Origin of the sequence: Streptomyces anthophorae (assembly GCF_049310305.1) — a bacterium.
Taxonomy (GTDB): Bacteria; Actinomycetota; Actinomycetes; order Streptomycetales; family Streptomycetaceae; genus Streptomyces.
Window position 1 is genome coordinate 9,027,650 of record NZ_JBLWQQ010000001.1, and the last position, 15,096, is coordinate 9,042,745.

Annotated in this window: 11 protein-coding genes; all 11 read left to right on the top strand. The window is 71.5% G+C overall.

Translation table 11 applies throughout. The annotated features are described in order from the left end of the window. The first annotated feature begins 4 nt into the window (after nucleotides 1-4). Genes asnB through ACNYS0_RS41280 form a run of 11 tightly spaced genes read left to right on the top strand, consistent with a single transcriptional unit; the run spans nucleotide 5 to nucleotide 15,094 of the window. Nucleotides 5-1,933 carry an asparagine synthase (glutamine-hydrolyzing) gene (gene asnB, locus ACNYS0_RS41230; protein WP_422481792.1) on the top strand — a complete coding sequence of 643 codons (1,929 nt, stop codon included), beginning with the start codon at nucleotides 5-7 and terminating at the stop codon, nucleotides 1,931-1,933. Between the two features lie 18 nt (nucleotides 1,934-1,951). Beyond that, complete coding sequence (locus ACNYS0_RS41235) at nucleotides 1,952-4,123, top strand: bi-domain-containing oxidoreductase (protein WP_422481794.1); 2,172 nt, start codon at nucleotides 1,952-1,954, stop codon at nucleotides 4,121-4,123. Further along, nucleotides 4,120-6,057 carry a heparinase II/III family protein gene (locus ACNYS0_RS41240; protein ID WP_422481796.1) on the top strand — a complete coding sequence of 646 codons (1,938 nt, stop codon included), beginning with the start codon at nucleotides 4,120-4,122 and terminating at the stop codon, nucleotides 6,055-6,057. The genes ACNYS0_RS41235 and ACNYS0_RS41240 overlap by 4 nt, the downstream gene beginning before the upstream one ends. A gap of 14 nt (nucleotides 6,058-6,071) precedes the next feature. Continuing rightward, nucleotides 6,072-7,607, top strand: coding sequence for a right-handed parallel beta-helix repeat-containing protein (locus ACNYS0_RS41245; RefSeq protein ID WP_422481798.1), 1,536 nt, complete (start codon nucleotides 6,072-6,074; stop codon nucleotides 7,605-7,607). A gap of 1 nt (nucleotide 7,608) precedes the next feature. Further along, complete coding sequence (locus tag ACNYS0_RS41250; protein ID WP_422482908.1) at nucleotides 7,609-8,844, top strand: O-antigen ligase domain-containing protein; 1,236 nt, start codon at nucleotides 7,609-7,611, stop codon at nucleotides 8,842-8,844. Between the two features lie 2 nt (nucleotides 8,845-8,846). Continuing rightward, nucleotides 8,847-10,082 carry a glycosyltransferase family 4 protein gene (locus ACNYS0_RS41255; protein WP_422481800.1) on the top strand — a complete coding sequence of 412 codons (1,236 nt, stop codon included), beginning with the start codon at nucleotides 8,847-8,849 and terminating at the stop codon, nucleotides 10,080-10,082. Continuing rightward, nucleotides 10,079-11,329: a class I SAM-dependent methyltransferase gene (locus ACNYS0_RS41260; protein ID WP_422481802.1), complete on the top strand. Its 1,251-nt coding sequence runs from the start codon at nucleotides 10,079-10,081 to the stop codon at nucleotides 11,327-11,329. Before ACNYS0_RS41255 ends, ACNYS0_RS41260 begins: the two co-directional genes overlap by 4 nt. Next, nucleotides 11,326-12,120, top strand: a complete 795-nt coding sequence (locus ACNYS0_RS41265) for a glycosyltransferase family protein (protein ID WP_422481804.1) — start codon at nucleotides 11,326-11,328, stop codon at nucleotides 12,118-12,120. Before ACNYS0_RS41260 ends, ACNYS0_RS41265 begins: the two co-directional genes overlap by 4 nt. Then, nucleotides 12,117-12,794 carry a PIG-L deacetylase family protein gene (locus tag ACNYS0_RS41270; protein WP_422481806.1) on the top strand — a complete coding sequence of 226 codons (678 nt, stop codon included), beginning with the start codon at nucleotides 12,117-12,119 and terminating at the stop codon, nucleotides 12,792-12,794. The genes ACNYS0_RS41265 and ACNYS0_RS41270 overlap by 4 nt, the downstream gene beginning before the upstream one ends. A 3-nt stretch (nucleotides 12,795-12,797) precedes the next feature. Continuing rightward, a complete protein-coding gene (locus tag ACNYS0_RS41275; RefSeq protein WP_422481808.1) occupies nucleotides 12,798-13,823 on the top strand; it encodes an NAD-dependent epimerase/dehydratase family protein in 1,026 nt (341 codons plus the stop codon). After that, nucleotides 13,811-15,094, top strand: a complete 1,284-nt coding sequence (locus ACNYS0_RS41280) for a DUF4910 domain-containing protein (RefSeq protein ID WP_422481810.1) — start codon at nucleotides 13,811-13,813, stop codon at nucleotides 15,092-15,094. Before ACNYS0_RS41275 ends, ACNYS0_RS41280 begins: the two co-directional genes overlap by 13 nt. Nucleotides 15,095-15,096: the final 2 nt, after the last annotated feature.

Here is a 15,096-nt window from a genome sequence, read left to right on the forward strand (position 1 = left end):
GTACATGTGTGGCATCGCAGGCACCTACCGGTGGCCGGACGGGAAGGTCGTGACCGACCGGCTCACCGACACCCTCGCCCACCGCGGTCCCGACGGGGCCGGCCGCTACGGCCACCCCGCCGGTGACGGCGAGGTCCAGCTCGGGCACCGCCGTCTGTCCATCATCGACCTGTCCGAGACCGGCGCCCAGCCGATGGTCTCGGACGGCCTCGCCCTGACCTACAACGGCGAGCTCTACAACGCGCCCGAACTCCGTACGGAACTGGAGGGCGCCGGGGCCCGCTTCCGCGGCACCTCCGACACCGAGGTGCTGCTGGAGGCTTGGCGGCGCTGGGGCACGGACTGCCTGCCCCGGCTGCGCGGCATGTTCGCGTTCGGGATCTTCGACGAGCGCACCGGTGAACTGGTCCTCGCACGCGACCAGTTGGGCATCAAGCCGCTCTTCCTGCTGCGGCGCGGCGGCGGCCTGGTGTTCGCCTCCGAACTCAAGGCGCTCGCGGCCGTGACGGACCTGCGCCCGGACCCGTCGGCCCTGGTGGCATCCCTGCTGTACTACTGGGTGCCCGACTCGCGCTGCGCGTACCAGGAGGCGGAGAAGCTCCCGCCGGGCAGCTGGATGAGATTCCGGCCCGACGGACGGGTGGAGCGCGGCCAGTACTGGAACCTGAAGGACGTCGCCAGCGAGGGCCGCGAGCGGGCCCGCAACGGCGAACAGCCGGACCTGGCCGCCATCGTCGAGGAGTCGACCAAGCGGCACCTGATGTCCGACGTGCCCGTGGCGACCTTCCTCTCCGGCGGCCTCGACTCCAGCTACCTGACCGCGCTCGCGGCCCGCCACCAGCCGGGGATCTCCGCCTACACCATCGGATTCCGCGCCGAGGACGCCAAGTTCGAGGCGATGCCCGACGATCTGCGCTACGCCCGGCAGGTCGCCCGGCGGTTCGGCGTCGACCTGCACGAGATCGAGATCGCGCCGAACGTTCTGGACCTGCTGCCGCAGATGACGTACGCGCTGGACGAGCCGATCGGCGACCCCGCCGCGATCAACACGTACCTGATCTGCCAGGCCGCCCGCGAGGCGGGCGTCAAGGTGATGCTCTCGGGAATGGGCGCCGACGAACTGTTCGCCGGCTACCGCAAGCACCTCGCCAACATGATCGCGCTGCGCTACCAGCGCGTGCCCCGGCCGCTGCGGCGCGGAGTGGCCGCCGCCGTCGACCGGCTGCCGGTCGCCACGTCGCGGCGCGGCTTCCGTTCGGTGCGCTTCGCGAAGCGGTTCCTGTCCTTCGCCGACCTGCCGGAGGAGACCGCGTTCCGGCGCAGCTACACCATGTACGACCAGCAGGAGCTGCTCGCGCTGCTCGACCCGGACCTCGCGGACACGGTCGACGACGTGCTGACCGAGCACGCGGACGTCTACGAGGACAACGACCTCGACGACTTCGTCAACCGCATGTGCCTGGGCGACGCCCGGATGTTCCTGCCGGGCCTCAACCTGACGTACACGGACCGCTCCAGCATGGCCGCCTCCACCGAGGTGCGCGTGCCCTACGTCGACGTCGAGGTCGTCAAGGCGGCGTTCGCCTTCCCCGGAGACCGCAAGATCGTCGGTCGGCAGGGCAAGGCCGTGCTCAAGGAGGCGGCCACCTCGATCCTGCCCCGGGAGATCGTCTACCGGCCCAAGGGTCTGTTCAGCGCCCCGTTGCGGGCCTGGATGAGCCGGGACCTGGCGCCCCTGGTGCGCGAGGTGATCAACGACGGCGAGCTGGTCCGCTCCGGGTTCCTGCGCCGCGACGCGCTGCAACGGCTCGCGGCGGCGGACGCCGCCGGGCAGAGCGACTACTCCAAGCATCTGTGGCACGTACTGACTCTCGAGTACTGGTATCGCGACGCGACCTCTGGGTCCGGCCAGAGCACTCGTTTGACGGCTTAGGAATTCAGAGGAGTTCGGGTGAAGCAAGTTGTTCAGAACTACAAGAGCGGCGAGTTGGCCGTGCTCGACGTGCCGGTGCCCGGGTGCAAGCCCGGTGGCGTCCTGGTGCGCACCGCGTACTCGCTGATCTCCACGGGCACCGAGATGATGAAGGTGTCCGAGGCGGGCATGTCGATGCTCGGCAAGGCCCGCTCACGCCCCGACCAGGTGGCCAAGGTCATGCAGTCCGTGGCCACGAACGGGGTGCCCGCCACCTACCGCAAGGTGATGGGCAAGCTCGACTCCTACACGCCGCTCGGCTACTCGCTGTGCGGGACCGTCGAGCAGGTCGGCGCCGGGATCGACGACGTGAAGGTCGGCGACCTGGTGGCCTGCGCGGGCAACGAGCACGCGCTGCACGCCGAGCTCAACTGGGTGCCCAAGAACCTCTACGCCCCGCTGCCGGACGGTCTCGCGCCCCGGCACGCCGCCTTCGGCACCGTCGGCTCGATCGCCCTTCAGGGCGTGCGCCAGGGCGAGCCGCAGCTCGGCGAGTCGGCCCTCGTCATCGGCCTCGGCCTGATCGGGCAGCTCGTGGTGCAGCTCCTCGCCGCCTCCGGCGTCCGCGTCGTCGGCGTCGACCCCGACCCGGAGCGCTGCGCACTCGCCGAACGCCAGGGCGCCGAGGCCTGCGGCGACCCGGAGTCCGCCGCCGTCACCACGGCCGTCGTCGAACTCACCGACGGCCACGGCGTGGACCAGGTGTATCTGGCGGCCGGCGGCTCCAGCAACGGACCCGTCGAGCTGGCCGCCAAGCTGTGCAGGGACCGCGGCCGCGTCGTCGACATCGGCAAATGCCGCCTCGACCTGCCGTGGAACGCGTACTACGAGAAGGAGCTGGACGTCCGGTTCTCCCGCTCCTACGGTCCCGGCCGCTACGACCCGTCGTACGAACTGGAGGGGCGGGACTACCCGATCGGCTACGTCCGCTGGACCGAGCGCCGCAACCTGGCGTGCTTCCTGGACCTCATGGCCCGCGGCCGCGTCGACGTGGAACCGCTGATCACCCACGTCGCCGACTTCGACGACGCCGTCGAGACGTACCAGCGCCTGAAAGACGGTGAACTCAAGGCCGTCACCGCGCTGTTCCGCTACCCGCAGCAGGAGGTGGAGGCCGCGGCGCCCGAGGTGGCCGTGCCCGCGGTGACGGTGCGCCCGGGCCAGGTGCGGGCCGCCAGGACGCCGGTGCGCCTCGCGTTCGTCGGCGCGGGCAACTACGCGACGTCGATGCTGCTGCCGCACCTCACCGGGCGCGAGGGCGTCGAGCTGGCGACCGTCGTCACCACGACGGCGCTCTCGGCGGCCAACGCCCAGCGCAAGTTCGGCTTCGCGCAGGCGACCACCGACCTCGACGCCGTGCTCGGCGACAAGTCCATCGACGCGGTCTTCGTCGTCACCCGGCACAGCTCGCACGCCGACCTGACCCGGCAGGCGCTGCTCGCGGGCAAGACCGTGTTCGTGGAAAAGCCCCTCGCGCTCAGCGAGGACGAGCTGGCGAGCGTCCTCGCGACGGTGGAGGAGTCCGGCAACGACCGCCTCCAGGTGGGCTTCAACCGCCGCTTCGCCCCGCTGCTGCGCGAGGCCAAGCAGCGCTTCGGCACCCGCAACGGCCCGGCGCACCTGCGCTACCTGGTCAACGCGGGCCGTCTCGACCACGGCAGCTGGTACCTCCAGCAGGGCACCGAGGGCTCCCGGTTCGCCGGTGAGGGCGGCCACTTCATCGACACGGCGAGCTGGCTGCTCGACGCCGACCCGGTATCCGTGCACGCGACCGCCACGCCCGGCAACGAGGACCTCCAGGTCGTCCTGCGCTACCCGGACGGGTCCACCGCCACCATCGCCTACGTCACCACAGGACCCGCGGCCTTCCCGAAGGAGACCCTCGACCTGGTCGCGGACGGCAGGGCGCTGCGCCTCGACGACTTCGTCCGCGCCTCGGTCTACGGCCCCAAGCGGTGGGTCAGCTCCCGGCTCCCCAAGGCCCGCGACAAGGGCCAGAACGCCGAACTGGCCTCGTTCATCAAGGCCGTGCGCACCGGCGGCCCGATGCCCGTGCCGCTGGAGTCCCTCGTCGCCACCACGGCGGCCACCCTCGCCGTGCAGACCGGCCTGGCCGGCGGCGCGCCCGTCACCTTGGCGGGGCCGCGATGACCATGAGCGCGGGCTGGTACCTGCGGCGCCTGTCCCGGATGGGGCCGCAGGAGGTCGCAGGACGGGTGGGCGACACGGTGCGCAGGCGCCGCTGGCGCACCGCGCGGCCCACGCCCCCGAGCGTCACCGGCGCCCGGTTCACCTCGGTGCTGCCCGAAGGGGCGCTCGCCGCGGTGCCGCCGGACGCCGCGAAGCGCCTGATCGCGGAGGCCGACCGGCTGATGTACGGGCACGCCGAGTTCTTCGGCGTGGTCCGCGACGACCTGGTCGATCCTGACTGGTGGTACGACCCGAAGACCGGCCGCCGGGCGCCGTTCGGCTATGCGTTCGGCCTGCCGTACCGGGACGAGGAGACGGTCGGCGACATCAAGCAGATCTGGGAGCCGTCCAGGCACCAGTACCTCACCCGGCTCGCCGCGGCCTACGCCGTCACCGGGGACGAGCGGTACGCCGAGCGCGTCGCCGAGCACCTGCGCTCGTGGTGGGCGGCCAACCCGCCGCTGCGCGGCGTCCACTGGATCAGCGGCATCGAGCTGGGCATCCGGCTGCTGTCCTGGGTGTGGATCCGCCGGCTGCTCGACGGCTGGCAGGGCGTGCACGACCTGTTCGAGGACAACCCGGCGGCCGTCCACCAGATCTGGCACCACCAGCGCTGGCTCGCCGCCTTCCCGAGCCGGGGCTCGTCGGCGAACAACCATGTCATCGCCGAGGCCGCCGGGCAGTTCGCGGCGTCCTGCGCGTTCGACTGGTTCCCGTCGTCGCAGCGGTGGCGTACCGACGCCCTCACCTCGCTGGAACGGCACCTGCGCAGCAACACCTTCCTGTCCGGGCTCAACCGCGAACTGGCCACCGAGTACCACGGCCTCGTTCTGGAGCTGGGCCTTGCGGCGGTCGCCGAGGCGGACGCGGCCGGGGTGCCGCTGCCCGCGACCGTACGGATCGTGCTGCTGCGCATGACGGACGCGCTCGCGGCCGTCGTCGACAACCGGCTGCGGCCGCCGCGCCAGGGCGACGCGGACGACGGACACGGACTGGTCCTGGACGGCCCCGGCACCGACCGCTGGGGCTCGCTCCTCGCCACCGGGGACGCCGTGTTCGGCCGCCTCGACTGGTGGCCGGAGGTCACCGGCACCGATGTGCGCACCCCGCTGCTCGCCGCGCTGATCAAGCCCGCGGGGCTCAAGGTGCGGCGCCCGGCCGGCCGGGCCGCGCACTTCGCGGACGCGGGGCTCACCATCCTGCGCGGCACCGGGACGTCGGGCGAGATCTGGTGCCGCTGCGACGGCGGACCGCACGGCTTCCTGTCCATCGCCGCGCACGCCCACGCGGACGCGCTGTCCGTGGAGGTGCGCCACGACGGCGTCGACGTGCTCGCCGACCCGGGGACGTACTGCTATCACGGCCAGCCCGAGTGGCGGAGCTACTTCCGGTCGACGGCCGGTCACAACACCCTGGAGCTGGACGGGGCCGACCAGTCCGAGTCCGGCGGCCCGTTCCTGTGGACCCGGCACGCGCGCACCCGCGTGCTGGAGTTCGGCCCGGACCGCTGGCTCGCCGAACACGACGGCTACGGGCCCTCCGTCCACCGCCGCCGGGTGGAACTCGGCGCGGGCTCCGACGAGTTGAGGATTGTCGACGTGGTGAGCGGGCCGCGCCGCGACGCGCGCCTGGCGTTCCATCTCGGACCGGAGGTCACCGCGGAGCTGTCGGGAAACCGGGCCCTGCTGACCTGGACGCGCGACGGCGAGGACCGCTCCGCCGAACTCGACCTGCCCGAGGGGCTGTCCTGGCGGGCGCACCGCGGCGAGAGCGCGCCGCCGATGGGCTGGTACTCCGCCGGATTCGGACGCAAGGAACCCGCCACCGCGCTGATCGGCAGCGGACACGCCGACGGCACGGGGGAGTTCACCACCGTGCTCAGGTTCCTGGGCTAGGGGGGAGGGAAGACGTGGGTATCACATGGCGGCACTGGGCGTGGCCGGCGGCACCGCTGACGCTGGTCGTGCTCGCGGCGACGGGCTGTACGAGCACGTCGGACGCCGGATCGAAGGCGTCCGCCTCGCCGTCGAGGCAGGGAGCCCGGACGGCCGTGGCCCGCGTCTGCGACAAGCCGTCGGGCGGCCCGGAGAAGGCGCCGAAGGGCGCGGTCACGGTCGACCCGAAGAAGGTCAACGACCTGGCGGAGAAGACCAAGAGTAACCCGGCGGGCACCACGTTCTGGCTGCGTCCCGGCAAGCACCGGCTCGAGTCGGCGCGCTACGCCCAGATCATCCCCAAGTCGGGCAACCGCTACCTCGGCGCGCCCGGCGCGGTGCTCGACGGCCGCAAGGTCAACCAGTACGCCTTCGGCGGCCACGCCCGTGACGTCGTCATCCGCTATCTGACGGTGGAGCGCTTCGTCCCGCCGCAGAACGAGGGCGTCGTCAACCACGGTTCGGCCGACGGCTGGGAGATCGAGCACTCGACGATCCAGCACAACGCGGGCGCCGGAATGATGACCGGCGCGCACCAGAAGATCCGCTCCAACTGCCTGCGCGAGAACGGGCAGTACGGCGTCAACGGCTACAAGGACGGCGACACGGCCCGCGGCCTGGTGATCGAGGACAACGAGGTCGTCGGCAACAACACCGACGACTGGGAGAAGAAACAGCCCGGCTGCGGCTGCACCGGCGGCATGAAGTTCTGGGCCGTCAACGGCGCCGACATCCGCGGCAACTGGGTGCACGACAACCGCGGCGTCGGGATCTGGGCCGACAACAACAACAACGACTTCCGCATCGAGAAGAACCTGATCGAGGCCAACGACGGCGCCGCCCTGATGTACGAGACCAGCTACAACGCGGTCATCCGCGACAACACCATGCGGCGCAACAACTGGGTCAGCGGCGGCAAACCGGCCGAGCGCGGCGACAGCTTCCCGTACGGGACCATCTACGTCTCCGAGGCCGGCGGCGAACCACGGGTCAAGGCCCGCACCGACAAGCTAGAGATCTACCGCAACCTGATGGAGAACAACTGGAACGGCATCACCCTGTGGGAGAACTCCAACCGGTTCTGCAACAGCCCCGCCAACACCTCGACCGGTGAGTGCACGCTGCTGGTCAAGGACGTCAAGCGCTGCGCGCGGCCGGCGATCGCGAAGAAGCCGCTCTACGACGACTGCCGGTGGAAGACCCAGCGCGTCGACATCCACGACAACCGTTTCGTCCTCGACACCGACGTCGTCAAGTGCACGGACAAGTGCGGCCGCATGGGGGTCCTCTCCGTCTACGGCACCTATCCGAAGTGGTCGCCCTACCAGGGCACGCGGGTCGCCGAGGCCATCACCCGCAAGCAGCACAACCGCTGGCACGACAACACCTACCGCGGTCCGTGGACCTTCGTGGTCGAGGACATGAGCAAGGTCGTCGACCGCGAGGACTGGCAGGAGGCGCCGTACAAGCAGGACGCGGGCAGCACCTTCCACCGGAAGGCCGGTGGCTGAGATGGAGGAACAGGGCAGGCTCGCCCCACCGAAGGCCGTCGGCATCGTCTGGCTGCTGCTCGGCATCAACACGATGGGCTCCGCCGGAGCGAAGACCATCTTCCCGCTGCCGCGCTCCGTCATCCAGCTGGTCACCATGGGCTCGCTCGGTGTCGCCTTCGCACTGGCGCTCGCGCTCAACACGCGGCTGCGGATCAGGCCGAGCGCCTTCGTCTTCCTGCTGACCCTGCTGCTCGTGCCCAGCCTGATCTCCAGCCTCGGGGTCGGCCCCGGCGGGCTGTTCCGCTGCGCCCGCCTCGCGCTGTTCATCGGCACCCTGTGGCTGCTGAGCTGCTGGTGGGACGGCAGCCTGACCTTCGTCCGCTACCACATCCGGATGTACTTCGGGATCTTGGTGACGGTGGTCGCGGGCCTGGCCATCTCCCCGGGCGCCGCCATGCCCGAGCTGTACGGCGGGCGGCTCGTCGGCGCGCTGTGGCCGCTCACCCCGCCGCAGATCGGCCAGTACACGGCCGTGATCATCGGGCTGACCGTGCTGCTCCTGGTCGGCCGCCGGATCGACCGGACGAGCGCGGTGGTGGTCATCGTCCCGTGCCTCGTGCTGCTCGCGCTCACCCACACCCGCACGGCGACGGTCGGACTGCTCGCCGGGCTCGCCCTGGCGATCTGCTCGCTCCTGCTCACCAGCGCCGCGGCCCGCCGCTTCTTCGGATGGTCGGTGCTGGTGGTGACGGTCGCCGGGGTGGGCTTCGCCTCCGCGGTCCAGGCGTGGTTCCTGCGCGGCCAGAACAAGGAGTACTTCACCAGCCTCACCGGCCGGGCCAAGGTCTGGGACGCGCTGCTCGCGGCGCCCCGGACCACCGTTGAGCAGTTCCTCGGCACCGGCCTGGGCGACAAGTCGTTCGGCGGCCTGCCGATCGACAACAGCTGGCTGGCCGTCTACAACGAACAGGGCCTGATCGGGGTCGCCCTCGTCGCATCCGTCCTCCTCGTCCTCGGCGGCGTCGCCCTGCTGCGGCCACCGTCGCTCCAGCGGGCCTGCGCGATCTTCCTGATCAGCTATGTCGTGCTCTCGTCGTACACCGAGGCGGGCCTGGGCGACGCCTCGCCGTATCTGCTGCATCTGGCCCTGGCCGCCTCGCTCTTGGCGACGCCCGCCGAGGCCACACCGTTCCTGGCGCCTTCGGTGCCCCGACGCCGTATCCCGCGCTGGGCCCGGGAACGGGAGGTGAGCTGACCATGCACGTTCTCGTGGTGCACAACCACTACTCCTCGGGACAGCCGAGCGGTGAGAACCGGGTCGTCGCGGAGGAGGCCGCGCTGCTGCGCGCGGCGGGCCACCGGGTCGAGATGTTCGAGCGGCGCAGCGACGACATCGCGGGCCGCTCGCTGCTCGGCAAGGTCGCCGTGCCGCTGCTCGTACCGTGGAACCCGGCGGTCCGCAAGGAGTTGACCGCCCGGCTCCTGGCCGACCGCCCCGACGTGGTGCACGTCCACAACGTCTTCCCGCTGCTGTCGCCCTCGGTCCTCGCGGCCTGCGCGGACGCCGGGGTGCCCGCCGTCGCCACGCTGCACAACTACTACCAGGTGTGCCCGCCCGGCACCCTGCAACGGGACGGCCGGCTGTGCACGGACTGCGTCGGCTCGGCGCTGCCGCTGCCCGCCGTCCGGCACGGCTGCTACCGGGGTTCCCGCCTCGCGACGGTGCCGCTCGCGGTCAACCTGACGGTCAACCGGCGTCGTTGGTGGTCGGGCGTCGAGCGGTTCTTCTGCATCTCCGGGGCGCAGCGCGACGTCCTGGTGCGTTCCGGAATGCCGGCCGAACTGCTGACGGTGAAGCACAACTTCGTGCCCGACCCGGGGATCGGCCGCGAGGGCGACGGCGAGCAGCTGCTGTTCCTCGGCCGGCTCGCGGAGGCCAAGGGCGTCCGGGTGCTGATGGCCGCCTGGGACATGATCGCCGCGGAGGGCGGGGTGGGTGTGCCGCTCGTGTTCGCCGGGGCGGGGCCGCTGGAGCCCGAGGTGCGCGCCTGGGCGCAGGGCCGGGACGACGTGCGCTACGTCGGCCTGCTCGACCCGGACGAGGTCCGCAAGGCCGTCGCCCGGTCGGTCGCCGTGGTGGCGCCCTCGCTGGCCCCGGAGACGTTCGGGCTGGTGGTCGCGGAGGCGATGGCGGCAGGGGTCCCGGCCGTCGCCTCCGGGCACGGCGCCTTCGTCGAGCTGGTCGAGGACGGGGAGACGGGGCTGCTGCACCGGCCCGGCGAGCGCACCTCGCTCGCGTCCTGTCTGCGCCGGATCACGGCCGAGCCGGCCGCCAACCGGGACATGGGCCGCGCGGCCCGGCTCCGCTACGAGCAGGGCTTCAGCCCGGCCGTCGGGCTCGCGCGCCTGGAAGAGGAGTACCGCTCCGCGATCGCGGGCCGGTCGGAACAAGGCAACACATGGGGGACGGAATCAATGGGGGGCAATAAATGACACAGTGCCGACTCTGCGGCTCGGCGACGCTGGCGAGCGTCGTCGATCTGGGGGCGACACCGCCGTGCGAGAGCTTCCTCGCCGCGGACCAGCTGGACGCGCCCGAGCCCGCGTTCCCGCTGCACCTGAGGGTGTGCACCGACTGCTGGCTGGCGCAGATCCCGCCGCTGATCACGCCCGAGGACACGTTCAAGGAGTACGCGTACTTCTCGTCGTTCTCGACGTCCTGGGTGGAGCACGCGCGCACCTACGTCGCCGACGCGGTGGAGCGCGCGGGCCTCGGCGCCGACGCCTTCGTGGTCGAGGTCGCGAGCAACGACGGCTATCTGCTCAAGCACGTGGTGGACCGGGGGATCCGCTGCCTGGGCATCGAGCCGTCGGTCAACGTGGGCGCCGCGGCGCGCGAGGCGGGCGTGCCCACGCTCACCGCGTTCCTCTCGCCCGAGACCGGCGCCGCCGTCCGCGCCGAGCACGGCCCGGCGAACCTGGTCGCGGCCAACAACGTGTACGCGCACATCCCCGACGTCGTCGGCTTCACCCAGGGCCTGCGCGCCCTGGTCGCGGACGACGGCTGGGTCTCCATCGAGGTGCAGCACCTGCTGACGCTGATCGAGGAGAACCAGTACGACACGATCTACCACGAGCACTTCCAGTACTACACGGTCGCCTCCGCGATCCGCGCGCTCGCCAGCGGCGGACTCGCCCTCGTGGACGTCGAGCTGCTGCCCACGCACGGCGGCTCGATCCGGCTGTGGGCGCGGCCCGCCGAGGTCGCGGGGGAGCCCTCGCAGCGCGTCGCCGACGTGCTCGCGCGCGAGAAGGCGGCAGGGCTCCAGGAGCTGTCCGGGTACACCGAGTTCTCCGCCCGGGTGGCCAAGGTCCGCCGCGACCTCCTCAAGTTCCTGATCGCAGCGGCGGAGGAGGGCAGGACGGTCGTCGGCTACGGCGCTCCGGGCAAGGGCAACACGCTGCTCAACCACTGCGGCATCCGCCCCGACCTGCTCGCCTACACGGTCGACCGCAACCCCTACAAGCACGGCCGGTTCACCCCGGGCACCCGCATCCCGATCCTGCCGCCCGAGCGGATCGCCGAGGACAAGCCGGACTACGTCCTGGTCCTGCCGTGGAACCTGCGCACCGAGCTGACCGAGCAGCTGGCGTTCGTGCACGAGTGGGGCGGCCGCCTCGTCTTTCCCATCCCGGAACTGAGTGTTGTCGAACCCAGCGTTGTCGAGGTGACGTCATGAAGGTCGTTCTGTTCTGCGGCGGCTACGGGATGCGGATGCGCAGCGGCGCCGCGGACGACGTGCCCAAGCCGATGGCGATGGTCGGCCCCAGGCCGCTGATCTGGCATGTGATGCGCTACTACGCGCACTACGGGCACAAGGAGTTCATCCTGTGCCTCGGCTACGGCGCGCACCACATCAAGGACTTCTTCCTCAACTACGAGGAGACGACGTCCAACGACTTCGTGCTCCGGGGCGGCCGCGCCGAGTTGCTGTCGAACGACATCGCCGACTGGACGATCACGTTCGCGCAGACCGGCATCGAGTCCCCGATCGGGGAGCGGCTGCGCCGGGTGCGCCACCACCTCGACGGCGACGAGATGTTCCTCGCCAACTACGCCGACGTGCTCACCGACGCTCCGCTCGACGAGATGGTCGACCGGTTCGCCCGGCGCGACGCGGGCGCGTCGATGATGGTCGTGCCGCCGCAGTCCTCGTTCCACTGCGTGGACCTCGGCGAGGACGGCCTGGTCGGCGGCATCACCGCGGTCAGTGACATGCCGCTGTGGGAGAACGGCGGCTACTTCGTGCTCCGCCAGGAGGTCTTCGACCACATACCCGAGAGCGGGGACCTGGTCGCCGACGGCTGCGCGGGCCTCGCCAAGGAGGGCCGCCTCGTGGCGCACCAGCACCGCGGCTTCTGGAAGCCCACCGACACCGTCAAGGAGCGCGCCGCGCTCGACGCGGGCTACGCGCGCGGCGACCGCCCGTGGGCCGTGTGGGAGCGGGACGGCGTGGGGGTGGGCGCGTGATCCGGCTCGCGACCGGTCGCCCGGACCGGATCGTCGCCGTGGGCGCGCACTGCGACGACATCGCCATCGGCGCGGGCGGCACGCTGCTCACGCTGTGCCGGGCCCGGCCGGGCCTGCGCGTCGACGCGCTCGTCCTGACCGGCGGCGGCACCGAGCGCGAGCAGGAGGAGCGGGCCGCGCTCGCCGCCTTCTGCCCGGGCGCCGATCTGCGCCTGACCGTGCACAAGCTGCCCGACGGACGGCTGCCCGCGCACTGGGAGGAGGCCAAGTCCGCCGTCGAGGAACTGCGCATGCAGGGCGACCCGGACCTCGTCCTCGCCCCGCGCGCCGACGACGCGCACCAGGACCACCGCGGCCTCGCCCAGCTGATGCCGACCGCCTTCCGCGACCACCTCGTGCTCGGCTACGAGATCGTCAAGTGGGACGGCGACCTCGGCCGGATGTCCGCGTACCAGCCGCTGGCACCCGAGACCGCCGAGGACAAGGTGCGGCTGCTTCAGGAGCACTACGGCTCGCAGCGCCACCGCCCCTGGTACGACCGCGAGGCCTTCCTCGGCCTCGCCCGGATCCGCGGCATCGAATGCCACGAGCGCTACGCAGAGGCGTTCGCCGTCACCAAACTCACGCTCGACCTGGGCGCCCGCACACCGGGCGCCCCCACCCTGGGGGATTGAACCTTGCGCGTACTACTGACCGGACACCAGGGCTACCTGGGCACCGTGATGGCCCCGGTCCTGCGGGCCGCGGGACACGACGTCGTCGGCCTCGACTCCGGCCTGTTCGCCGACTGCGTCCTCGGCCCGACCCCCGACGACCCGCAGGGGCACCGGGTCGACCTGCGCGACGTCACCGCCGAGCACGTGGCGGGCGTCGACGCGGTGATCCATCTCGCCGCGCTCTCCAACGACCCGCTCGGCTCCCTCGCACCGCAGCTCACGTACGACATCAACCACCACGCCTCCGTCCACCTGGCCCGCCTCGCCCGCGAGGCCGGCGTCAAGCGCTTCCTCTACGCCTCCACGTGCTCGGTGTACGGCGCGGCGGGCGGCGACGAACTCGTGGGCGAGGACGCCCCGTTGCGCCCCGTCACGCCCTACGCCGAGTCCAAGGTGCGCGTCGAGGACGACCTGCACGCGCTCGCCGACGACGACTTCACCCCGGTGTACATGCGCAACGCCACCGCCTTCGGCTACTCGCCGCGGCTGCGCGCCGACATCGTGCTGAACAACCTCGTGGGCCACGCCCTGCTCTCCGGCGAGGTACTGGTGCTGTCCGACGGCACCCCGTGGCGCCCGCTGGTGCACGCCGCCGACATCGCCCGCGCCTTCACGGCCGCGCTGGACGCTCCCCGCGAGGCGGTCCACGACCGGGCGTTCAACATCGGCAGCGAGACCAACAACGTCACCGTCGCCGAGATCGCCGAGCAGGTCGCCGAGGCGGTGGAGGGCGCGAAGGTGCGGATCACCGGGGAGTCCGGCGCCGACCCGCGCTCCTACCGCGTGGACTTCGCCCGCTTCCGCTCGGCGATCCCCGGCTTCGACTGCGAGTGGACCGTCAAGCGCGGCGCGCTCGAACTCGCCGACGCCTACCGGAAGTTCGGCCTCACCAAGGACGCCTTCGACAACCGCTTCACCCGCCTCGCCGTGCTGCGCGCGGCATCCGAGTCCGGCTCCGTCGACGACACCCTGCGGTGGCGCCCGTGACCGCGACAGGTGAGCAGCTGCACGAACTGGTGGAGCGGATGTACCCGCTCTGCCGGAGCATCACCGGCGACGGGGTGCGCGCCACCCTGGCCATCGTCGGCGAGTACATCCCGCTCGACGTGCACGAGGTGCCGACCGGCACCCAGGTCCTCGACTGGACGGTGCCGCAGGAGTGGAACATCCGCGACGCGTACATCGCCGACGCGTCCGGGAAGCGGGTCGTCGACTTCGCGGCGTCCAGCCTGCACGTGCTCGGCTACAGCGTCCCGGTGTCGGCGACGATGCCGCTGTCCGAGCTCCGTCCCCACCTGCACACCCTTCCCGACCAGCCGGACCTGGTGCCGTACCGCACCAGCTACTACAAGCCGGACTGGGGATTCTGCCTGGCCCAGAACACCCTGGACGCGCTGCCGGACGGCGACTACGAGGTGTGTGTGGACTCCACCCTGGAGGACGGCCACCTCACCTACGCCGAGCACGTCGTGCCCGGTCAGGTCCCGGACGAGGTGATCGTCTCCTGTCACGTGTGCCACCCCTCGCTCGCCAACGACAACCTGGCGGGCATCGCGGTGGCCACCTACCTGGCCCGCGCGCTGGCCGAGCGCACGCCGTACTACACCTACCGGTTCATCTTCGCGCCCGGCACCGTCGGCGCGATCACCTGGCTCGCCCGCAACAAGGAGCGGATCGAGCGCGTCAAGCACGGCCTCGTGCTGGCGTGCGCGGGGGACCGGGGCGACCTCACGTACAAGCGGAGCAGACGCGGGGACGCCGAGATCGACCGGGTGCTGCAACACGTGCTGAGAGCGTCCGAACGGCCGCACCAGGTCAAGGAGTTCACGCCGTACGGATACGACGAGCGGCAGTACTGCTCGCCCGGATTCGACCTCGGCGTGGGCTCGCTGACCCGCACCCCGTACGCCGGCTACCCCGAGTACCACACCTCGGCGGACGACCTGGACTTCGTCTCCCCGGAGGCGATGGCGGACACCCTCGCCGTGTGCCGCGAGGCGTTCGCCGTCCTGGACCGCAACCGCCGCTACCTCAACCAGAGTCCTTACGGGGAACCGCAGTTGGGGCGGCGAGGGCTGTACGACGCGCTCGGTGGGCGCAGTGACACCAAGCAGGCCCAGATGGCGATGCTCTGGGTGCTCAACCTGTCCGACGGCGAGCACAGCCTGCTCGATGTCGCCGAGCGGTCCGGGCTGCCGTTCGACACCGTCGCCGACGCGGCCGACGCCCTGGGCGCCGCGGGGCTGGTCAAGGCATGACG

Excerpts from the sequence above, each read along its gene's own strand:
- asnB (WP_422481792.1), top strand. The coding sequence starts at position 5 with ATGTGTGGCATCGCAGGCACCTACCGGTGGCCGGACGGGAAGGTCGTG.
- ACNYS0_RS41255 (WP_422481800.1), top strand. The coding sequence starts at position 8,847 with ATGCACGTTCTCGTGGTGCACAACCACTACTCCTCGGGACAGCCGAGC.
- ACNYS0_RS41260 (WP_422481802.1), top strand. The coding sequence starts at position 10,079 with ATGACACAGTGCCGACTCTGCGGCTCGGCGACGCTGGCGAGCGTCGTC.
- ACNYS0_RS41250 (WP_422482908.1), top strand. The coding sequence starts at position 7,609 with ATGGAGGAACAGGGCAGGCTCGCCCCACCGAAGGCCGTCGGCATCGTC.
- ACNYS0_RS41240 (WP_422481796.1), top strand. The coding sequence starts at position 4,120 with ATGACCATGAGCGCGGGCTGGTACCTGCGGCGCCTGTCCCGGATGGGG.
- ACNYS0_RS41265 (WP_422481804.1), top strand. The coding sequence starts at position 11,326 with ATGAAGGTCGTTCTGTTCTGCGGCGGCTACGGGATGCGGATGCGCAGC.